The organism is Methylobacterium sp. AC832 (assembly GCF_979256025.1).
This window is the reverse complement of the sequence record NZ_CEEDMV010000002.1, coordinates 180,117-200,018: the sequence shown is the minus strand read 5'-3', so window position 1 is coordinate 200,018 and position 19,902 is coordinate 180,117. Positions and strand designations below refer to the sequence as shown.

Below are 19,902 nucleotides of genomic sequence, written 5' to 3'. Positions count from 1 at the left end.
CCGGCCCAGGCCGGTTCTGGATGTAGACGTGAAAGAAACCATGCGAGAGGCGACCCCGCGAGGGAGTCGGACACTTGCGGAGGAGACAGACGATGGCCCGTTCGATTCTGCATATGCTGACGCCCCTCAAGCATATGAGCCCGTTCGACGTGAACATGGCTGTGGATGCTGGCTTCGAGACGATCGCGACCTATACGGACGTAACCCTGCCGGACGTGACCTCCCTGGTGCAGGATTCGATCTTCTCCCGTTCGCCCCAGGACGGCGCCCGCACGACCATCTTCATCGGCGGCAAGAATGCCGAGGACGCCCTCGACATGATGGACCGGGCGAAGAAAGCCCTGGTACCGCCCTTCGCTAATCACATCGTGGCCGATCCGGCCGGGTCCTTCACCACCGGTGCCGCCATGGTCGCCGAGGTGACCCGCGCCCTCAAGGCGAAGTTCGGCACCGACCTGAAGGGCAAGCGCATCGTCATCTTCGGCGGAGCCGGCGTCGTGGCTTATGTGGCGGCGGTGATCGGCGCGCTGGAAGGCGCCAAGACCGTCCTCGTCGGGCATGATGGCGAGGAGCGTGTCAGCAAGATCGCCTTCACGATGAAATGGCGATTCGGCATTGATGTCGGCGCCGTGGACGGCTCGACCGGCGATGCGCGCCGCGCCGCCATCGCCGAGGCCGACGTGATCCTCTCGGCCGGCCCGGCCGGCGTCCCGATCCTGTCGGCGACGGATCTCGAATCGGCCCCGAAGCTCCTGGTCGCCTCCGACGTGAACGCAGTACCGCCCGCCGGCATCGCCGGAATCGACGTGAACGCCAAGGACGTGGCGCTGCCCACGGGCAAGGGTATCGGCATCGGCGCGCTCGCGGTCGGCAACGTCAAGTACCAGACCCAGTCGCGCCTGTTCCGCCAGATTCTCGCTGCCGACGAGCCCCTCTGCCTCGATTTCCGCGACGCCTACAAGGTCGCCGTCGAGGTGGCGGGCTGACGGGCACTCATCTGCTCGCTCGATCCTACCCATGACCTCATCCTGAGGTATCCGCGAAAGCGGGCCTCGAAGGAGGTCTCCAGCTCCCGCCGAGCAAACTGGAAGCCTCCTTCGAGGCCTTCGCTTCGCTCGTCGCCTCAGGATGAGGCAGGGTGGTGGGAGCAGCGTAGGAGTGATCCGAAGCGATCGCCGCAATGGCAGCATCATCCGAACGGCGTCCGTCCCAGGGTGACGCACTTCTCATCGCCGCCCAGTCCGGGCGCGCCCTGGCGCAGGCCGCGCGCAGGGCGGGCCTGCGCCCCTATGTCCTCGACCTCTTCGGCGATGCCGACACCCGCGCCCTCGCCGAAGGCTATCGCCCCGCCGAGGGCCGTTTCGGCGAAGGGCTGACGGGGGAGGGCGTTTTGGCCGGGCTCGATGCCCTGGCCGCCAAGACGGACAAGCCACCGATCGGACTGGTTCTCGGCAGCGGCTTCGAGACCGCCCCGGATCTGATGGAGGAACTGGGCCGGAGCCACAGGCTGCTGGGGGCCACGCCCCGCTCGGTCCGGGCCCTGAAGGATCCGTTCGCCTTCGCCGCCCTCTGCGCGCGGCACGCGATTCCCCATCCCGAAGTGACACGGGACCTTCTGGCTGACCGGTCGGGCTGGCTGGTCAAGCGTGCCGGCGGGTCCGGCGGCAGCCATATCCGCCCCGCGGGCATGGGCCGGGCCCCACCCGGCGCCTACTTCCAGAGACGCGTCGATGGAACAGCCCATGCGGTCGCCTTCCTGGCCGACGGGCGCGAGGTGGCGATCCTGGCGGTGAGCGAGCAATGGAGCGCGCCGTCTCCCTTACGCCCCTTCCGCTATGCCGGTGCGCTGGAACGGGCGGCCCACGAGCCGCCTTTCCTGGCCGCCCCCGCCCTCGACGCGATCACGGCGGCGATTGGTAGCCTCGTCGCAGCGACGGGGCTTCGCGGCCTCGCCAGCGCCGACCTCCTCGTCTCCGAGGCGGGATGGTGGCTCACCGAGATCAACCCGCGCCCAGGAGCCACGCTGGACATCCTGGACCGACGCGACACGCCACTGCTGACCGCGCATATCGACGCGAGCCTCGGCGTTTTGCCGCGAATCGAACCAGCACCGGTGGATGCGGCGGCCACGGAAATCTGGTACGCGGCAGCCGGCTACGCGCCGATGCCGCCCCTCGACTGGCCGGATTTCGTTCGCGACCGCCCACAATCCGGCGCCCCCGTGGCACGCGATGCACCGTTATGCACCGTGTTCGCCCAAGGTCCGGACTCGGCCGCCACCCGAGACCTATTGCGTGTCCGGGCCGCCACTCTGCGGACCCTGCTCGCCCCGACGGAGGAAGCCCGATGACCACCCATCCCCCCGCCACGCTCCGGACCACGCCGAGCCTGAACGCCCTGTCCGCTCCCCTCGTGGAGAAGCTGGTAGCGGACGCCGAGGCCCTGCGCCTTGCCGTCACCACCGAGAACGGCGCGCGCATGGTCGATGCCGGCGCCACCGTGCGCGGCTCCATCGAGGCCGGACGGCGCATCGCCGAGATCTGCCTCGGCGGCCTCGGCACCGTCTCGATCGTTCCCACAGGACCGATCGCGTCCTGGCCCTATTCCGTCGTGGTGCATTCCGCCGATCCGGTTCTGGCCTGCCTCGGCAGCCAGTATGCCGGCTGGTCGCTTGCCGACGAGACCGGGGATTCCGGTTTCTTCGCCCTGGGTTCCGGCCCCGGCCGTGCCGTCTCGGTGGTGGAGGACCTCTACAACGAGCTCGGCTACCGTGACACGGCCAGCCGAACCGCCCTGGTGCTCGAAGCCGCCGGCGGACCGCCCGCCTCCGTCATCGCCAAGGTCGCCGAGGCCTGCGGCCTGTCGGCCGAGGCCCTGACCTTCATCTACGCACCGACCCAGTCGCTGGCCGGCTCGACACAGGTCGTCGCCCGCGTCCTCGAAGTCGCCCTGCACAAGGCCCATACCGTGGGCTTCGACCTGCACAAGATCGTCGACGGCATCGGCTCGGCCCCGCTCTCGCCGCAGCATCCCGACTTCATCCAGGCCATGGGCCGCACCAACGACGCCATCATCTATGGCGGCCGGGTGCAGCTCTTCGTCGAGGCCGACGAGGCGGATGCCAAGCAGCTGGCCGAGCAGCTTCCCTCCACCACCTCCGCCGATCACGGGGCGCCCTTCGCCGAGATCTTCGGCCGGGTGAACGGCGATTTCTACAAGATCGACGGCGCGCTCTTCAGCCCGGCCGAGGTCATCGTCACCTCGGTGACCACCGGCAAGAGCTTCCGCGGTGGCCGGCTGATGCCGGAACTGGTGGAAGCCTCCTTCAGCTGAGGCCCATCACGCAACCCTCCCCCCTCCGCGGGGGAGGGTGGTCGCGGAGCGACCGGGAGAGGGGAAGCCCTGTCCGGAACCGGCGCTCCCCTCTCCCGACCCGCTTCGCGGGCCACCCTCTCCCGCAAGGGGGAGAGGGATCGACGTCGAGGTTGCGAACAACATGCGCATCGGGCTCGCGGCCGATAACGGCAACTGGCACAAGGCCCGATTGAGGGCCGCCCTGGAACATCTCGGCGCCGAGCCGGTGCTGTTTTCGCTCGCCGACGTGGCGGTGGTCACCGGCGCGGGTGAACCGCTCCGGGTGCCGGGCTTCTCCGACGGGTTGCCCGACGGCGTCCTCCTGCGCACCATCGCTGGGGGTACCTTCGAGGCCACCACCATGCGGCTCGGCGTGCTCCACGCCCTCGTCGCATCCGGGGTCACGGTGTGGAATTCCCCCGGTGCCATCGAGCGCTCGGTGGACAAGGCCATGACGAGTCTCCTCGTCGCCAGGGCGGGCCTGCCCACTCCCGACACCTTCGTCTTCTCCAGCCGTGAGGCCGCCGCCGCCTGCGTCGCCCGCGAGGCGGGGCCGGGCCGGCCACTGGTGCTCAAACCGCTCTTCGGCTCACAGGGCGAGGGTTTGCAGCTGATCGAACGGCCGGAAGACCTGCCCGCCGAGGAGGCAGTGTCGCGGGTCTATTATCTCCAGCGCTACATCGCGCGGAACGACGGCCTCTGGCGCGATTACCGCGTCTTCGTCTGCGAGGGCCGGGCCATTGCCGCCATGATCCGCGAAGGCGACGGCTGGATCACCAACGTCCACCGCGGGGGCCGGCCATTGCCCTGGGCGATGCCGGAGAAGGCTGCCGAGCTCGCCGAGCGGGCCGCCGCCGCCATCGGCGTCGACTATACCGGCATCGACCTCGTGGAAGACGGGGAGGGCGGATACCTCGTCCTCGAAGTGAATTCCATGCCGGCCTGGTCGGGCCTGCAGCAGGTCACCGAGGTCGACGTCGCGGCCGCCGTGGCCCGGGGCTTCCTCAACGCCGTACGGGCAGCGAGGCCCCCCCGGCTCCTCGCGGCATCGGGATGAGTGGGCCTTCGCCGGAGGCGATCGCCACGGCCTACCGGGCGTGCTGCTTGGCCGAGCTCGATGCCCTGAAACCCGGAAACGTCCACGTCTTCGGCGACGGCCACCGCATGGCGGTGGCCGATTTCGTCACGAGCGCCGAAATTTCCGCTCCCCATCTCGCGGAACCCGGCGCGCGGATCGGCCGGCGCGTCCGCACCGCCATGGAGGCGACCCTCGGCGCGGTGGGCCAGAACACCAATCTCGGCATTCTCCTCCTCTGCGCGCCCCTGGCGCTCGCCGCCGAGGGCGGCGGCCCTCTGCGCGAGGCGCTGAGCCACGTTCTCGATACCCTCGACGCTGCCGATGCGACCGACGTCTTCGCGGCGATTCGCGCCGCCAATCCGGGCGGCCTCGGCCGAGTCGAACGGCACGACGTGACCGAATCGGTAGCGCCCGCCAGCCTCGTCGCTGCCATGGCAGAGGCGGCCCCGCGCGATCGGATCGCCCGCGCCTACGTCACCGATTTCGCCGACATCTTCGGCATCGGCCTGCCCGCATTGGCGGCGGCGCGCGGCAAGGGTCTCACGCCCCCCTGGAGCACGACCGCGGTCTTCCTCGGCTACCTCGCGGCCGTCCCCGACAGCCATGTAGCGCGCAAGCACGGGCCAGACCGCGCCGACGCCCTGCGCGCCGAGGCGGCGGAGCTTCTCTCTCTCGATCTCGCCACGCACCCCGTCACCGAGCTCTTGGCACGGGACCGCTCGTGGAAGGGCCAGAACCTCAATCCGGGCACCAGCGCGGACATGACGGTGGCCACCCTCTTCGCCGACCGATTGCTGGCGGCCGGGATGGAACAGCCGTGACACCGGCCACCCGGTGCCGGCGGAGTGCGCCATAATTCATGAAACGGCGCGTTCAACCCCCCGTTAGACAAAGATTTTGCTCGAATCCGCCCCCCCTGCAGGGTTGTTCCGGCAGAGACCCCAGAGTAGGGTCCGCGCCGCGATCCGGGCAAACCGGTCCGGTCCTCATGGGACTGGACGCCGTGAACAAGGATGGCTTTCGGCCGCGCCAAACTACGGGGCGGTCATGCTTTTTCAAGACTCCTGGGAGAAACCCCACATGGCGAAGATCAACAAAGTTCTGGTCGGCGAGGCTCTCGTCGGCGATGGCAACGAGGTCGCCCACATCGATCTCATCATCGGACCGCGCGGTTCGCCGGCCGAGACGGCTTTCTGCAACGGCCTCGTGAACAACAAGCACGGCTTCACCAGCCTGCTCGCGGTCATCGCGCCGAACCTGCCCTGCAAGCCGAACACCCTGATGTTCAACAAGGTCACCATCAACGACGCCCGTCAGGCCGTCCAGATGTTCGGCCCCGCCCAGTACGGCGTTGCCAAGGCCGTGCAGGACGCCGTTGCCGAAGGCATCATCCCCGCTGACGAAGCCGACGACCTGTTCATCCTGGTCGGCGTGTTCATTCACTGGGAAGCTGCCGACGACGCCAAGATCCAGAAGTACAACTACGACGCCGTGAAGCTGTCGATCCAGCGCGCCGTCAAGGGCGAGCCCACCGCTGCCTACGCCACCGAGCAGCGCAACTCCGCTTCGCACCCCTTCGCGTCGAACGCTTAGATCGGGGACAGTCCTGGGCAGAGCGCGCCTCCGCCCGCACCGCGGGGCCTGCTCCAGCGACTGGCTTCCATCTTCCTCGGACGATGAAACATGAAACGAGGCGGCTCCGGCCGCCTCGTTTTTTTATGGCCTCGACACTCTTGGATCGCCCCTCTACCGCCGCAGCGTCCCGTCGTGGATCGCGGTGGCCACCAGGGCGCCCGTGACGCCGATCTCCTCCAACGCGGCGACATCCCCCGGTCCGCGCACGCCGCCCGCCGCGTAGAGCCGCGTCGCGGGGCTGACCCTGCGGATCTCGGACAGGCGGTCGAGATCCGGCCCGGTCCCCGCGCCGACACGGCTCAGGGTCATCACAATGACCTCGGAAGGCCAGTGCGCCGGCTCGTCGTGGAGTTCCGCCGGCCCCATCCTCTCGGCCCCCCGGCTATCGAGGGAGAAGACCGCGCGGTCTCCCAGCGCTCGCACCAAGCCGGCATCGTGCTGGCTCTCGCTGCCGATCACCGGGCGGCCCAACCCCTCCGCCAGGAACGCATCGACGCCGGCGCCCCCTGAGAATCCCGCATCGACCCAAAGCTGTACGCCGGGACAGGCGAGAGCGACCTGCGTGAGACTGCCGAGATCCGGAGGCCTGCCATCGATGATCGCATCGAGATCGGCGACATAGAGGATGCGCGCGGCAATCGCGTCCGCGAGACCCCGCGCGACCTCCCCGGGCGACGATCCCTTTGCCAAGGGCGTCACGATCGGGGCATAGGAGTCGCGATCCCCGGCCCTGGCCCGCACCACCTCTCCGTGGCGCAGGTCGATCACCGGAACGATCCGAAACCCATCCTTCATCGCGTTCCTCCCTGTACGGACTTGCCCGTGACATCTGCCGCATCCACGCACAACCCGGTGATCGGCTGGGATCTCGGAGGGGTCCATGTCAAGGCGGCCCTGGTTCGGGGCGGCCGGGTCGAGGCAGTGGTGCAGGCGCCCTGCCGTCTCTGGCGCGGCCTTCCCGCCCTCGACGAGACGTTTTCGCAGCTGCCGGATTGGGCGCGCGGCGAGGCCGAACACGTCGTCACCATGACGGGCGAACTCACCGACTGCTTCTCCGACCGCACCGATGGCGTGGCGCAGCTCTCTGCCTGGGCGAGCGCGAATCTTGCCGGTTCGGTGCGGATTTATGGTGGCCGGGCCGGGCTCCTCGCGCCCCGCGAGGCGACGGGCGCCGCCATCGACGTGGCCTCGGCGAACTGGCACGCCACGGCGGCCCTGGCTGGCCGCCACGTGGCGAACGCGCTCCTCGTCGATATCGGCTCCACCACGGCCGACCTGATCCCCATCGTGGACGGCCACCCCGCCGCCACCGGTTACAGCGACGCCGAGCGCCTGGAGACGGGCGAGCTGGTCTATTCCGGCGTGGTGCGCACGCCCGTCCTCGCCTTCACCGCCTCCGCGCCGTTCAAGGGCCGACGCACGGGCCTGATGGCCGAGACCTTCGCCACCACGGCCGACGTCTACCGTCTCACCGGCGATCTGCCCGAGGGGGCCGACCAGCAGCACAGCGCCGACATGAAGGGCAAATCGATCCCAGAGACCGAGATCCGCCTCGCCCGTATGATCGGCCGCGACCATGCGGAGGGAGGCTCAGCGGATTGGCGCGCTCTCGCGGCGCATTTCGCCGAATGTCAGCTCCGTCCCCTCCACGATGCGGCGGCGATCCTGCTCTCGCGCCCCGACATCGCGGCGGATGCACCTCTGATCGTCTGCGGGGCGGGGCGATTCCTGGCAGAGCGGCTGGCCCGGCGCCTGGGACGCCCAGCCGTGGCGCTCACCGACCTCATCGCGCCGTCGCTCGCGGAGGAGGGCGCCGACTGGGCCTCCACCTGCGGCCCGGCCGTGGCGGTGGCCCTGCTGGCCGCCGAAACCATCCAACACTGAACCGAACGGGAGACCCGCATGAGCGCCACGCACAAACTCGCCCGTATCCTCGCCACGCGCTCCGGCGCGGGAATCGAGCTCGCCCTCGCTACCGAGAGCGGCCAGACCCTCAAGGTGCTGGCGAGCCAGGACCAGATCGACATGCTGGTGGACGAGTTGGAGGACATCCTCAATTCGCCGGTCGAGCCCGGAGACGACGAGCCGCCGGCGGCGGCGTGACGCGCCGCTCCCCTCAGTAGGCGTCGCGCTCCTCGCGCTCCTCGTCCCCTAGCAGACCCCGGATCTGGTCGAGGCAGCCCTGGAGGATGTAGGCGGCCGCCAGCATATCGACGACCTCGCCGCGCTTGGCCCGCGAGGCATCCGCCGCGATCAAGGCTCGCGTCACTGCCGCCGTGGACAGGCGCTCGTCGCAGAAGAGCACCGGCAGGTCGAGCAGGGGCTTCATGTTGCGCACGAAGGAGCGCGTGGCCTGGACGCGCGGCCCTTCGCTACCGTCCATGTTGAGGGGCAGCCCCATGACGAGGCCGCCGACCTGGTGAGCCTCGCACAGGAGGCGCAGGCGCGCGACGTCGGGGGTGAACTTCACCCGGCGGATGGTCTCGAGGGGCGAGGCGATCTGCCGGCCCACATCCGACAGGGCGAGTCCGATCGTCTTGGTGCCGAGATCGATCCCGATGAGGCGCCGGCCGCCCGCGGACGCCGCGACGAACGCCCGGACCTCATCTTCCGTCACGAGACCTGACCCAGGAAGCTGGAGGGCAGGGGCTCGGCGCCCATGCCGAGAATGCCGCGCACTGCGGGCCCTTGAAGCCGGTGCATGAGATCGGGGAGGTCGGCGCCCCCGAACCGCACCGATTCGAGATCGGCGCCCATCACCCAGATCTCGTATTCCCGGCGCTCGGTCTGGTCCGTGCCGACGACCACGTCCCAGAACAGGAACTCGCCCGCTTCGGTCTCACCGAAGAAACAGGCGCGCTCGACAACGCTCGGATCGTCCCCCTCGATATCGAAGCGATGGCCCTCCCGCATCTCGATCACGGAGGCGATGCTGTGCGCGATCAGTTCCGAGCGGGTGACGAGGTCAGCGCTCTCGGTGGAACTCGGAACCGCGATGCGGATGGAACCGCAGGCGAGCCCTGCGCCGCATTCGAGGCAGAAGCTGCGGTAGCTTTCCGGCAGCGGGAAACCGAGTTCGGCCTCGGCACGGTCGAGATCGGCCGGATCGGCTTTCGGCCCGGCAGTGAATTCGGTGAACACCGTCTGCCACATGATGTCTGTCCTCGACGCGCTAGACCCTACTCCGGAGGGAATAGCCGCGTGGGACGTAAATGCGCCAGACGTCCATGAAGGATTCCTCGACGTGACGCCGCTGGGTTCGCTCGATCCCGCTCCCCGGCTCGACGCCATGCGTTGCCCGGGCCGCGACCGGGAACCCAGCGCGTCCTCTCATGCACCCCGAGGCGAGATCGCGATGGTCAGCCACAGATTCCATCCGGCCGGGCGGTTCTCCGCTTCGAACTCGCGGTAGAATTTGAGGTTGAGGTACCCTTGGGCGTCGCCTACCGGAAACAGGTAGCCGACCTGGGGTCCCGCCGCGAAGACCCTGCCCTTGAACGGGCCAAATGTAGCGCCGCGTCCGCGATCGCCGGTCAGCTGCTGATAGACGTAGCCGACCAGCCCGAGCTGGTATTGGTCGCCGATGAACTTCGACGCCGAGAAGTCGATATGTGCGTCGATACCGTTCTGATACTGTGTCTTGGTATTCTCGAAATTATACGTCATGCCGGCGACGGCCGAGAGTTCGTAGCCCAAGTCCTTATCGTAATAGGTGTAGCCGAAACCGGCGTCCTGGCCCCAATGCCCGATGCCGAAATTGGCCAGGCGTGATGAGTTGTAGGTGCCGGACGGGACGTTCGTAAGGGTATAGACGAGGTAGTTGTGATTTCCGGCGCTCCAGCGCATCGAAGCGGCTGGCGTCAGGTCCATGATTCCAACCCGGGAATCGTTCCTCACATCGGTGATGGCGACGGCCATCCCGCCGAATGCGCCGAACAGGCTGAGGGACAATTGCCCGTCGAGCACCGGCGTTGGGAGGGAATAGGTGATCCCCGCATAGGCGAGGTCCGCCCTCTCGGAGACGTTCTGAACCCTTGCGGTCGAGTGGTAGTAGGTCAGGCTCGTCGACCATCCCGGCATGCCCGGCACCGCCGCCATGCTGGCGAAGGAGCCTGCCAGATACAGGTTTGCTCCCCCTTCGTCCGCCCGTGCCGGAGCGGTGAGGAAGGTCGCCGTGATGGAGGCCAGCAACGCAGCCAGCACGTGCATGGTCCTGATTCTGGTCGCTGACTTTGCCACGGCGCTCACTTTCTGGTTGTCCCGAAGCGAAAGAGTCGCCGGACGCACATCTCGGTCGGTCGGTTGTGGCGTCACGATGTGGGCAGCGAGACCGTGGGCAGAGTGGCCGTGGGCGGTTCGACCTGAAGGACCGTGCGATTGAACCTGAGAAGGTAGAGAAAATAGACGCCGCCCGTGACGAGTAGCCCCACCACGATCAAGTCGGGGACCAAAGCTGCATCGGGCGTGACCAGCACGAACAGCGCGCCCATCAGCCAGACGAGGGCGATGACGGCGACGGGTACCTCGAAAGCGCCCAGGTCGAAGGCGCCGACCCGTCGGTCGAGCTTCTTTCGCACGGCCAGATAGAGAATGACCGTGACGCCGTAGCTGAGGATCGGCAGGATCGTGGATGCCGTGATCAATTGCAGAAGCGCCTCGCCCGGAAGCGCAAGCATGAGAAGTATGCCCCCGACGAGGACCAGGATCGTCGCCGGAATCGGCGTCTGCGTCCGCGGGTGGACCTGGCTCATCAGACGCGACGCGGGAAAGCGGCCGTCCCGCGACATCGCGTAGACCAGCCGTGCCGCGGTCGCCATCACGACCATTCCGCAGGCGAAGAAGGCGAATGTCACCGCGGCCATCATGATCGTCTTCATCATGGGGCCGAACTGGTCGTGGAGGATCTCGGCCACCGGCGAGTCGCTCAGGGTGATCCGCTGGACATCCGGAATGGCGACGGTGAGCGCGATCAGGAAAAGCAGCCCCAGCACTCCCGCGGCGACGACGGATCCGACGATGGCGCGAGGAACGCTGCGAAACGGGTCCTTGGCCTCCTCGGCGACATTGGCCGCGGCGTCAAAGCCCACGAGGGTGGAGAGGCCCATCAGCATGGCGAGCATCAGGCCCCCGCCGACCTTGAAATAATCGGGGTCGGCGGCGGCCGTCCCGCGGGAGGTCAAGTTGGCGAAGGAGCCCATCCCGTTCATTGCGATCGCGATCGGCAGAAGGATCACGAGCAGGATGACGATCATCACCTCGATGCCGACGGCGGTCCCGTTGATCAGGCCGACGAGGCGCGTGGACACGATGGTCAGCACGGCCTGGACCAGCAGGATCGCCAAGGTGATCCACCGGGCCGTCTGCTCGTCGGGCGCCATGCCGAGCAAGGGCATGAGCGCTTGGCTGGCAAGTGCGTTGTCCACCGCCACCACGCCGATGCCGAGGTAACAGAAGCTCAAGAGACCGAACCACCAGCCGATTGCCGGATTGGCGAGGCGCGACGCCCATTGATAGGACGAGCCCGTCAGGGGAATGCGGGCCGCGAACTGTGCGATGACGAGGGCGACGAAGGTCTGCCCGATCGCCACGATCGCCCAGAGCCAGATCCCGACCGGGCCTGCACTGCGAAGGACGTCGTCGAAGGTACCGAAGATCCCGACGGCTACCGAAATGAAGGCAAAGGAAACGGCGAAGACTTGAAACGAACCCAAAGTTCGCTTCAGTTCCTGGCGGTAGCCCCCAAGCTCTGCGGAGGTTTCTTCCCCACGCAGCCCATGCGGAAACTGTTCCATGATCACCTGCCGCCCCTCGCAGCGATGATTTGCCCCCACCGCATGCTTTGGCGTTAAGCGGAAAAAGCGTCCCTCAACAATTGAGAAATTGGCGCGGTCACAGTGTTGGTGAGTGCCTCGCAGCCCACAGCTTTGATAGAAACGACAAACACGGCATTCGATCTCTGAATATTCAGACACACCGAATCTCAGAACGGCAGCTTTTCCCGATTAAATCGCCACCGCACAAAGACCACTCATGACTTACATGACGGAGTCTGAGCTCTATCTGGCAGCACAGGTCGTCTGGTTCTCACCAGAAGAGTCATATCCGACCGGATATGGTCTGGCCCGATACGACTCCCGGTTGTTGTCGTGACGCGTCTTGTTTCGACGAGCCGGTTTCCGCGTCGTCGGAATGCGCTCTTGTTGGCAGAGGCTGGGAAGCTGTGCCGACCGTCCCATGAGACGGAGCGTAAAGACAATCCGATGGGACGCGTATCGCCCGGCCTCGGCGACGGCATTGCTGGAGCGAACATGCAGTTGCTTGCCGCCTCGCTCATCTGACGATTCGTGTCGAGCCGGCACCCTCGTTCGAATCCGTTTGGATTGAATGTGCCGGGCGGCTCATGCGGGGACGCTGTTGGCGTGAGGAATATGTGCTGACGGCAGCAGGGCGCGACTTCCTCCCCGTCCTGATGATGGGAGCCTGGGCGCAGCGGAACCGCGGCGTCGATCCCGCTCGCTTCGTCGACGATACGACGGGCCTGGAGATCGAGCCCATTGCCGTCGATGCGCCCAGTCACGAAGCCGATTGATCCCCACGGTAAGGTTGGGCGGCACGCGGACGGCATCCGCAAGGCCATAGGTATAGCGCTCCTGCTACGGCCCCCGCCTATTGGCTCAGGGATGTCGAGCGCCGCTTGGTATTCGCAACACCAATGGGTGTTAGTTTAACGATTTCCAATGATGATCCCTACACGGCTGCCTATGGATTCTTGAGTGGCAGCGTTCGGAGATCATCGTGTCTTTCCAAAATCTTTCCATCCGCACGAAGCTGGTTGCGGCTTTCTTGATCCTGACCCTCCTTACCGTCGGGCTGGGCGTGCTTGGCCTGCTCGGGACACAACGCATGCGCGAGCAGGCGCTCAAGATCGAGACCAACTGGCTGCCGAGCGTACGTATTCTCGGTGAGATCGATACGCTCACAGCGCGGACGAGCGCGCTCGTTCTCCGGCACACGCAGGCCACCGACCCGGCACTGGTCGCCAGTATCGAGAAGGATATGGAGCGTTTCGGTAAGAAGCTCGACGAGAAGAAGGCCGCCTACGAACCGATGATCGCTTCACCGGAGGAGAAGGCCCTTTACGAAACGTTCACCCGTGAAGCCGGGAACTTCGAGGCGGTGCGCCGGTCCATTCTCGATCTCTCGCGCGCCGGTCAGAAGGCACAGGCCTACGACCTGTATGAGCAGAAAGGCATCATTCCGCGCCGCGCGGCCTCGGCGGCTCTCGATAAGCTGGTCGCGATGAATAACGAAGGGGCCAGCGCCGCCGAGACGGACAGCAAGGCCGTGTTCGAGACGACGCGTGCCTGGGGGATCGGTGCCATCGCGCTCAGCCTCGTCATCTCCGCGCTCTCGGCGGCATTGATCGTTCGCGGGGTCACGCGCGGCATCGGATCGGTGGTTCAGCCGATGCAGGCCCTCGCGGCCGGCGACCTCTCGGTGACGATCCCGCATCAGGGCGCCCGGACCGAGATCGGCACCATCGCCGACGCGGTGCAGGTGTTCAAGGACGGGTTGATCAGGATGCGGGCCCTCGAGGAGGAGACGGTCCTGGCGCGGGCCGGGGCGGAGGCACAGCGCAAGGCGGCCATGAAGGCCATGGCCGACCGTTTCGAGGACGCGGTCGGAGGCATCATCTCCATGGTCACGAGTTCGGCCACCGAGCTGCAGGCAACCGCGCAGAGCATGGCCGGCACCGCGACCCAGACCGCCAACCAGACCACGAGCGTCGCGGCGGCGGCGGAAGAGGCCGCCTCCAACGTCAACACCGTCGCGGCGGCGGCCGAGGAACTCGGCTCGTCCGTTCTCGAGATCGGGCGCCAGGTGAGCACCTCCGCCACGATGGCGCAGAGTGCCGTTCAGGAAGCGGCCGAGACCGCCGAACTGGTCCAGCAACTGAACACGGCGGTGTCCCGCATCGGCGACGTCGTGACGATGATCACTTCCATCGCCGGCCAGACCAACCTGCTGGCGCTCAACGCCACCATCGAAGCGGCGCGAGCCGGCGAGGCGGGGCGAGGGTTCGCCGTGGTGGCGGCCGAGGTCAAGGAACTCGCCAACCAGACGGCGCGGGCCACGCAGGAGATCGGGGAGCACATCAACCAGATCCAGGGCTCCACCGACCGTGCCGTGTCGGCGATCGGCAGCATCGCCTCGCGCATCCAGGACATCAGCGGCGTCGCGACGACGATTGCGGCCGCGGTCGAGGAACAGGGAGCGGCGACCCAGGAGATCGTGCGCAATGTGGCCCAGGCCGCGATGGGCACGAGCGAGGTGACGAGCAACATCTCGGGCGTGGCGGGAGCGGCCGAAGAGACAGGAGCGGCAGCAAGCCAGGTTCTCGGCGCCGCTTCGGATCTGTCGCGTCAATCCGAACACCTGAACGCCGAGGTCGACAGGTTCCTGGCCACCGTGCGCGCGGCCTGACGCAACCGATCACGAGGGTGGGGCGACGTTCCGGAGCCCCCCCCGGAGAGCGGAGTACCCAGGCGGACTTCAAGTCCACCTCTGCATCAGGTGGCCATCCGAACTGCCGGACGAAGAGGAGGCATCGCCTCGACCAGCACCACCTGCGCTGCGGTTTGTAACCGCACCGGCCCCGAACCGCATCGTCGTTCCGCCGACAGGCCACCGCAAGACGAACCGGCAACGGGTGGTAACCCGCTTTGGCAATTGCAACGCGTTCATGCCCTCCGTAGTTAAGGATTTCTTAACGATACGGAGAAACCATGCGTCGGCTTGGCCGAATATCCCTATGCCTCGACATGGTGCGACCGGCGCCCACGGGTCCGCGAACCGGACCTGCCGACGGCGAGGGCCGGTTGTCGTTCCGGCACAAACTCATGCTCGCCTTGGCTCTCGAAATTCTGGTCCTTGGCTTCCGGCAGTCGGAAATCGTCCGGCAGGACAAAGGTATCGTCGTCGAGACTCCCTCTCATCCCGGCAATGCCATCGTCTGAGTTGGGGCTTCCGCCCGCCCCCGGCGTTGCGGCGCCGCGAAGCCCGGTGCTATAGCCCGGCCTCTGACGCGCGTTCCGGCGCAGGTCCCGAGGTCCGAAGGCAGCATGTCGGTCGACGCAACCACAGTGAGGCGCATCGCGCATCTGGCGCGTATCGCGGTGAGTGACGACGAGGTCGCGCCGCTGCAGGGCGAACTCAACGCCATTCTCGCCTTCGTCGAGCAACTCTCCGAAGTCGATGTGAGCGGCGTGGAGCCGATGACCTCGGTCACCCCGATGGCGATGAAGAAGCGGACCGACGTGGTCACCGATGGCGGTCACGCTCGCGACATCGTCTTCAACGCTCCCGAGACCGAGGACCATTATTTCCTCGTCCCGAAGGTGGTCGAGTAGCTCCGTCGATTTCGTGATTCTTGCCCGCTGAGAGGGACCGCGCGGCGCCGGAAACGGGCGACGGGGTCCGGCGGGCTTTGGAGGACAGGCCCCATGACCCAGATCAACGAACTCACCCTGGCCGAGGCCCGCGACGGGCTGAAGGCCAAGGACTTCTCCGCCACGGATCTCGCCAAGGCGCATCTGGCCGCCATGGAGAAAGCGCGGGGCCTCAACGCCTATCTGCTGGAGACGCCGGAACGCGCCCTGCAGATGGCGGAGGTCTCAGACGCCAAGATCGCCTCCGGCGAGGCACGGCCCCTCGAAGGCCTGCCGCTCGGCGTCAAGGACCTGTTCTGCACCCACGGGGTCGCCACCACGGCAGGCTCCAAGATCCTCGAAGGATTCCAGCCGCATTACGAATCGGCCGTGACCCATAATCTGTGGCGCGACGGCGCCGTGATGCTGGGCAAGCTCAACCTCGACGAATTCGCCATGGGCTCCTCGAACGAGACGTCCGCCTATGGCGACGTGGTCTCGCCCTGGCGCCGGAGCGGCTCCGAGACCAAGCTGGTTCCGGGCGGCTCGTCCGGCGGTTCGGCGGCGGCGGTGGCGGCCCATCTCTGTCTCGGAGCCACCGCCACCGATACCGGCGGCTCGATCCGTCAGCCCGCCGCCTTCACCGGCACCGTGGGCATCAAGCCGACCTACGGCCGCTGCTCGCGCTGGGGCACCGTCGCCTACGCTTCGTCGCTCGACCAGGCCGGCCCCATCGCCCGCACGGTGCGCGATTGCGCGATCCTGCTCGGCTCCATGTCCGGGCCGGATGCCCGCGACACCACCTGCGCCGACCTGCCCGTTCCCGATTTCGAAGCGGCGGTGGCGCGGGGCGTGAAGGGTCTCACCATCGGCATTCCGAAGGAATACCGGGTGGAGGGCATGTCCGCCGAGATCCAGGCCCTCTGGGACCAGGGCGCCGCGATGCTGAAGGATGCGGGCGCGACGATCCGTGAGATTTCGCTGCCGCATACCCGCTACGCGCTCCCGGCCTATTACATCGTCGCCCCGGCCGAGGCCTCCTCGAACCTCGCCCGTTATGACGGCGTTCGCTACGGCCTGCGCGTGCCCGGCAAGGACATCGCCGGGATGTACGAGAACACCCGTGCTGCGGGCTTCGGCCGCGAGGTGAAGCGGCGCATCATGATCGGCACCTACGTGCTCTCGGCGGGCTATTACGATGCCTATTACGTCCGCGCGCAGAAGATCCGCACCCTGATCAAACGCGATTTCGAAGAGGCCTACGCCTCCGGGATCGACGCGATCCTGACGCCCGCCACCCCGTCCGCCGCTTTCGGCATCGGCGAGAAGGGCTCTGGCGACCCCGTCGAGATGTACCTCCAGGACGTCTTCACCATCACGGTGAACATGGCCGGCCTGCCCGGCATCTCGGTGCCGGCCGGCCTCGACGCGCAGGGGCTGCCATTGGGCCTCCAACTCATCGGCCGTCCCTTCGACGAGGAGACGCTGTTCGCCGCCGCCCAGGTGATCGAGGAAGCCGCAGGCCGGACCAAGCTGCCCGCCGCGTGGTGGGCATGAAAGCGCGACCATGACCGTCCCGGTCTATCCTTTCGACGTCTGGATCTGGGCCGCGTTCGATCCCGTCCTGATCGCCATCGCGCTGGTCATGGGCTGGAAGTCGGATCAGTTCGTGAAGGTCATCCTGGTCTCGCTGATGGCTTTCGCCATCTCGGTGCTGGTGTCCTGGGCCGTTACCGCCATCGGCATCCCCTGGCCGGCGCCGGTGAGCCATGACGGGCCGACCTTCTTCCCCATTCGCTGGATGGCGGGCTTCCTGTGGGGCACCCTGGGCTTCATGGCCCACCAGCTCTACCGCCTGCGCGCTTGACCGCGCCGGCTGGTCCTTCCACCTTTCCGGCGCGGTTTCGCGCCGCGCAACACTGAATCCGGGCCATCATGACCGCTGCCGTGAACCCTAAGAAGCTCATCAAGGGCGGCCTGCACGACTGGGAGGTCGTGATCGGCATGGAGATCCATGCTCAGGTCACGAGCCGCTCCAAACTGTTCTCCGGCGCTTCCACCGAGTTCGGCGGTGAGCCGAACGACCACGTCTCCCTGGTGGACGCGGCGATGCCCGGCATGCTGCCCGTCATCAACGAGGAATGCGTGGCCCAGGCCGTGCGCACCGGTCTCGGGCTGAAGGCGCAGATCAACCATCGCTCGGTATTCGACCGGAAGAACTACTTCTACCCGGACCTGCCACAGGGCTACCAGATCAGCCAGTTCAAGGACCCCATCGTCGGCGAAGGCGAGGTGTTGGTAGACCTGCCCGAGGGCGAGACCATCACGGTGGGCATCGAGCGCCTGCATCTCGAGCAGGATGCCGGCAAGTCCCTGCACGACCAGAACCCGACCCAGAGCTTCGTCGACCTCAACCGCTCGGGCGTCGCCCTGATGGAGATCGTCTCGCGGCCGGATCTCCGCTCGTCGGAGGAGGCGCGCGCCTACGTGACCAAGTTGCGCACCATCCTGCGTTATCTCGGCACCTGTGACGGCGACATGGAGAAAGGCTCCCTCCGGGCCGACGTGAACGTCTCGGTGCGCAAGCCCGGTGACCCGCTCGGCACCCGCTGCGAGATCAAGAACGTCAACTCGATCCGCTTCATCGGGCAGGCCATCGAGGTCGAGGCCCGTCGCCAGATCGCGATCATCGAGGATGGCGGCACGATCAGCCAGGAAACCCGGCTGTTCGATCCGGGCAAGGGCGAGACCCGCTCCATGCGCTCTAAGGAAGAGGCGCACGATTACCGCTACTTCCCCGACCCGGACCTGCTGCCGCTGGAATTCGACCAGGCCTATGTCGACGCACTGGCCGAGGGACTGCCGGAACTGCCGGACGCGAAGAAGGCCCGCTTCATCGAATCCTACGGCCTCTCGCCCTACGATGCCGGTGTGCTCATCGCCGAGCGGTCCTCGGCCGATTATTTCGAGGCGGTGGCCAAGGGCCGGGACGGCAAGGCCGCGGCGAACTGGGTGATCAACGAGCTGTTCGGGCGCCTCAACAAGGAAGGCCACAGCATCGAGACGAGCCCGGTCTCGGCGGACCAGCTCGGCGCCATCGTCGATCTCATCGGCGAGGGCGTGATCTCGGGCAAGATCGCCAAGGACCTGTTCGAGATCGTCTGGTCCGAGGGTGGCGACCCGCGTCAGGTCGTCGAAGCGCGCGGCATGAAGCAGGTCACCGATACCGGAGCCATCGAGGCGGCGGTGGACGAGATCATCGCCAAGAACCCCGACAAGGTGCAGCAGGCCAAGGAAAAGCCGACCCTGCTCGGCTGGTTCGTCGGCCAGACCATGAAAGCCACCGGCGGCAAGGCCAACCCGGCGGCCGTGAACGCATTGCTGAAGGCGAAGCTCGGAATCGAATAAGGCTGGGCTGATCCTGGACGCGGACCGGTTCGTCCCTAGGAGGGACACGGCCGCGGCCGCGCCCTACACCGACCTCCGGCATTTGGACGCCAGCGCCATTCCGGGGTGTCTCACGAAAGGCGGCCTCGATCTCGTCGTGCGGGTGGATGCGGCGGAGTTTGACCGCGCCGAGGCTGCCCTCGCGGCCTCGTTCCGGATGATGAAGCCCGGCTCGATCCAAACGGACGATTTCGCAGCCTTCGCGGACGAGACACGCGCGATTCCGCTGGGCCTCCAACTCACCGTCGAGAATGGCCGCTATTGGCGCAGTCCGACACGTTCAAGATGGGGTGCGACGGGCTTTCCATGGCGGCGTATCACGCCGAAGAAGGCGGCCTTCATCGACGCGGTGTTGACCACGCGGGCGCGACGAGGGTGATCGTATCGAAGAGAGCGATCGCCTAACGCGCTCGGTCATCGTGAGACCGTGCAGCCGAGCCACGGCTCACGGCTTCTGCGAGCGGCTTCCGGCACGACGCTCAGATCTGCGAACGCCCTTCATGGAAGGAGAGGGAGCTGCGCCAGCCGAAAGCGATGCTTTCATGGGTTATCCCGCTCGCGCAGATCGCGCAGCGGGTGGGCCCCGAAACCAGACGATCCACCACGAACCATGGCCGATCCTGCAAGGACATAGGCGGCGGAAGCGGTCGAGTTGGGGCATTCTGCGTATTCGAAGTCGTGCCGTGTCGGCCGCTTCTGCACCCCGGAGACCGCCTCCGTCCCGTAATTCGTATTTGTGCTGCTCAACGTCCGGACCGAATTAAACCCGGATGATCGTCACAGCATCCTGCTGGGGTGGAGTCATTCCCGTCTCCTGCGGCTAAGTTGGTCGCGATCGACAAACGATCAGCGCCTCCTCGTTGCTTGAGATGTGCTTTGCTTCGAAGCACATGATCAAGGTGCGACTGGATTTGACCCGCGTCAAGTCCCTATCTCCACTTTCTCGAACCTGTATTCATT

Annotated in this window: 19 protein-coding genes and 1 pseudogene; 15 read left to right on the top strand and 5 right to left on the bottom strand. The window is 66.8% G+C overall.

Translation table 11 applies throughout. The features are described 5' to 3' along the window. The first annotated feature begins 92 nt into the window (after positions 1–92). The 6 genes from AC0IXR_RS08195 (at position 93) to fae (ending at position 6,025) form a co-directional block, all read left to right on the top strand. Positions 93–986 carry an NAD(P)-dependent methylenetetrahydromethanopterin dehydrogenase gene (locus AC0IXR_RS08195; protein WP_471760377.1) on the top strand — a complete coding sequence of 298 codons (894 nt, stop codon included), beginning with the start codon at positions 93–95 and terminating at the stop codon, positions 984–986. Between the two features lie 194 nt (positions 987–1,180). Then, the gene (locus AC0IXR_RS08190) at positions 1,181–2,350 is read left to right on the top strand and encodes an ATP-grasp domain-containing protein (RefSeq protein ID WP_471760376.1); all 1,170 of its coding nucleotides are present in this window, start codon (positions 1,181–1,183) and stop codon (positions 2,348–2,350) included. Next, positions 2,347–3,333: a methenyltetrahydromethanopterin cyclohydrolase gene (gene mch / locus AC0IXR_RS08185; protein WP_056423976.1), complete on the top strand. Its 987-nt coding sequence runs from the start codon at positions 2,347–2,349 to the stop codon at positions 3,331–3,333. The genes AC0IXR_RS08190 and mch overlap by 4 nt, the downstream gene beginning before the upstream one ends. Before the next feature lie 163 nt (positions 3,334–3,496). Next, positions 3,497–4,411, top strand: coding sequence for an ATP-grasp domain-containing protein (locus AC0IXR_RS08180; protein WP_056423978.1), 915 nt, complete (start codon positions 3,497–3,499; stop codon positions 4,409–4,411). Then, a complete protein-coding gene (locus AC0IXR_RS08175) occupies positions 4,408–5,253 on the top strand; it encodes a triphosphoribosyl-dephospho-CoA synthase (protein ID WP_471760375.1) in 846 nt (281 codons plus the stop codon). The genes AC0IXR_RS08180 and AC0IXR_RS08175 overlap by 4 nt, the downstream gene beginning before the upstream one ends. A 259-nt stretch (positions 5,254–5,512) precedes the next feature. Further along, positions 5,513–6,025 (top strand): formaldehyde-activating enzyme, encoded by a 513-nt coding sequence (gene fae / locus AC0IXR_RS08170; RefSeq protein ID WP_018043473.1) that lies wholly within the window; start codon positions 5,513–5,515, stop codon positions 6,023–6,025. A gap of 153 nt (positions 6,026–6,178) precedes the next feature. On the opposite strand, the gene AC0IXR_RS08165 is transcribed toward fae, so the two are convergent. Next, the gene (locus AC0IXR_RS08165; protein ID WP_471760374.1) at positions 6,179–6,862 is read right to left on the bottom strand and encodes a HisA/HisF-related TIM barrel protein; all 684 of its coding nucleotides are present in this window, start codon (positions 6,860–6,862) and stop codon (positions 6,179–6,181) included. Positions 6,863–6,889: 27 nt separating this feature from the next. Here AC0IXR_RS08165 and AC0IXR_RS08160 point away from each other — a divergent pair, with 27 nt between their 5' ends. Beyond that, on the top strand, positions 6,890–7,951 hold the full coding sequence (locus AC0IXR_RS08160) for a hydantoinase/oxoprolinase family protein (protein WP_471760373.1): 1,062 nt from the start codon (positions 6,890–6,892) through the stop codon (positions 7,949–7,951). An 18-nt stretch (positions 7,952–7,969) separates the two neighbouring features. Continuing rightward, entirely contained in the window at positions 7,970–8,170 is a 201-nt protein-coding gene (locus AC0IXR_RS08155) for a hypothetical protein (RefSeq protein WP_018043476.1), read from the top strand. Between the two features lie 13 nt (positions 8,171–8,183). Here the strand turns inward: AC0IXR_RS08155 and ruvX are convergent, their stop codons facing one another. From ruvX to AC0IXR_RS08135, 4 genes are all read right to left on the bottom strand, one after another. Then, positions 8,184–8,684, bottom strand: coding sequence for a Holliday junction resolvase RuvX (gene ruvX / locus AC0IXR_RS08150; RefSeq protein ID WP_018043477.1), 501 nt, complete (start codon positions 8,682–8,684; stop codon positions 8,184–8,186). Further along, positions 8,681–9,220, bottom strand: a complete 540-nt coding sequence (locus tag AC0IXR_RS08145; RefSeq protein ID WP_471760372.1) for an SMI1/KNR4 family protein — start codon at positions 9,218–9,220, stop codon at positions 8,681–8,683. The genes ruvX and AC0IXR_RS08145 overlap by 4 nt, the downstream gene beginning before the upstream one ends. Positions 9,221–9,397: 177 nt before the next feature. Continuing rightward, positions 9,398–10,276 (bottom strand): SphA family protein, encoded by an 879-nt coding sequence (locus tag AC0IXR_RS08140; protein ID WP_471760371.1) that lies wholly within the window; start codon positions 10,274–10,276, stop codon positions 9,398–9,400. A 101-nt stretch (positions 10,277–10,377) separates the two neighbouring features. Next, positions 10,378–11,859: an APC family permease gene (locus AC0IXR_RS08135; RefSeq protein ID WP_471760370.1), complete on the bottom strand. Its 1,482-nt coding sequence runs from the start codon at positions 11,857–11,859 to the stop codon at positions 10,378–10,380. A gap of 602 nt (positions 11,860–12,461) precedes the next feature. Between AC0IXR_RS08135 and AC0IXR_RS08130 the strand changes: the two are divergent. The 7 genes and pseudogenes from AC0IXR_RS08130 to AC0IXR_RS08100 all read left to right on the top strand — a co-directional run. Beyond that, positions 12,462–12,656: pseudogene (locus AC0IXR_RS08130) on the top strand (winged helix-turn-helix transcriptional regulator); the annotation flags it as partial. A gap of 206 nt (positions 12,657–12,862) precedes the next feature. Beyond that, entirely contained in the window at positions 12,863–14,551 is a 1,689-nt protein-coding gene (locus AC0IXR_RS08125) for a methyl-accepting chemotaxis protein (RefSeq protein WP_471760369.1), read from the top strand. A 638-nt stretch (positions 14,552–15,189) separates the two neighbouring features. Further along, positions 15,190–15,477: an Asp-tRNA(Asn)/Glu-tRNA(Gln) amidotransferase subunit GatC gene (gene gatC / locus AC0IXR_RS08120; RefSeq protein ID WP_056424141.1), complete on the top strand. Its 288-nt coding sequence runs from the start codon at positions 15,190–15,192 to the stop codon at positions 15,475–15,477. 93 nt (positions 15,478–15,570) lie between these two features. Next, positions 15,571–17,052, top strand: a complete 1,482-nt coding sequence (gatA, locus tag AC0IXR_RS08115; RefSeq protein ID WP_419952501.1) for an Asp-tRNA(Asn)/Glu-tRNA(Gln) amidotransferase subunit GatA — start codon at positions 15,571–15,573, stop codon at positions 17,050–17,052. Between the two features lie 10 nt (positions 17,053–17,062). Beyond that, positions 17,063–17,362, top strand: coding sequence for a hypothetical protein (locus tag AC0IXR_RS08110; protein ID WP_027173654.1), 300 nt, complete (start codon positions 17,063–17,065; stop codon positions 17,360–17,362). Between the two features lie 68 nt (positions 17,363–17,430). Next, positions 17,431–18,903, top strand: coding sequence for an Asp-tRNA(Asn)/Glu-tRNA(Gln) amidotransferase subunit GatB (gene gatB / locus AC0IXR_RS08105; protein WP_056424146.1), 1,473 nt, complete (start codon positions 17,431–17,433; stop codon positions 18,901–18,903). Positions 18,904–18,985: 82 nt separating this feature from the next. Beyond that, complete coding sequence (locus AC0IXR_RS08100; protein ID WP_471760368.1) at positions 18,986–19,321, top strand: hypothetical protein; 336 nt, start codon at positions 18,986–18,988, stop codon at positions 19,319–19,321. The last annotated feature ends 581 nt before the right edge of the window (positions 19,322–19,902 follow it).

Excerpts from the sequence above, each read along its gene's own strand:
- AC0IXR_RS08195 (WP_471760377.1), top strand. The coding sequence starts at position 93 with ATGGCCCGTTCGATTCTGCATATGCTGACGCCCCTCAAGCATATGAGC.
- AC0IXR_RS08190 (WP_471760376.1), top strand. The coding sequence starts at position 1,181 with ATGGCAGCATCATCCGAACGGCGTCCGTCCCAGGGTGACGCACTTCTC.
- mch (WP_056423976.1), top strand. The coding sequence starts at position 2,347 with ATGACCACCCATCCCCCCGCCACGCTCCGGACCACGCCGAGCCTGAAC.
- AC0IXR_RS08180 (WP_056423978.1), top strand. The coding sequence starts at position 3,497 with ATGCGCATCGGGCTCGCGGCCGATAACGGCAACTGGCACAAGGCCCGA.
- AC0IXR_RS08175 (WP_471760375.1), top strand. The coding sequence starts at position 4,408 with ATGAGTGGGCCTTCGCCGGAGGCGATCGCCACGGCCTACCGGGCGTGC.
- fae (WP_018043473.1), top strand. The coding sequence starts at position 5,513 with ATGGCGAAGATCAACAAAGTTCTGGTCGGCGAGGCTCTCGTCGGCGAT.
- AC0IXR_RS08165 (WP_471760374.1), bottom strand. The coding sequence starts at position 6,862 with ATGAAGGATGGGTTTCGGATCGTTCCGGTGATCGACCTGCGCCACGGA.
- AC0IXR_RS08155 (WP_018043476.1), top strand. The coding sequence starts at position 7,970 with ATGAGCGCCACGCACAAACTCGCCCGTATCCTCGCCACGCGCTCCGGC.
- AC0IXR_RS08145 (WP_471760372.1), bottom strand. The coding sequence starts at position 9,220 with ATGTGGCAGACGGTGTTCACCGAATTCACTGCCGGGCCGAAAGCCGAT.
- AC0IXR_RS08140 (WP_471760371.1), bottom strand. The coding sequence starts at position 10,276 with ATGCACGTGCTGGCTGCGTTGCTGGCCTCCATCACGGCGACCTTCCTC.
- AC0IXR_RS08135 (WP_471760370.1), bottom strand. The coding sequence starts at position 11,859 with ATGGAACAGTTTCCGCATGGGCTGCGTGGGGAAGAAACCTCCGCAGAG.
- gatC (WP_056424141.1), top strand. The coding sequence starts at position 15,190 with ATGTCGGTCGACGCAACCACAGTGAGGCGCATCGCGCATCTGGCGCGT.
- gatA (WP_419952501.1), top strand. The coding sequence starts at position 15,571 with ATGACCCAGATCAACGAACTCACCCTGGCCGAGGCCCGCGACGGGCTG.
- AC0IXR_RS08110 (WP_027173654.1), top strand. The coding sequence starts at position 17,063 with ATGACCGTCCCGGTCTATCCTTTCGACGTCTGGATCTGGGCCGCGTTC.
- gatB (WP_056424146.1), top strand. The coding sequence starts at position 17,431 with ATGACCGCTGCCGTGAACCCTAAGAAGCTCATCAAGGGCGGCCTGCAC.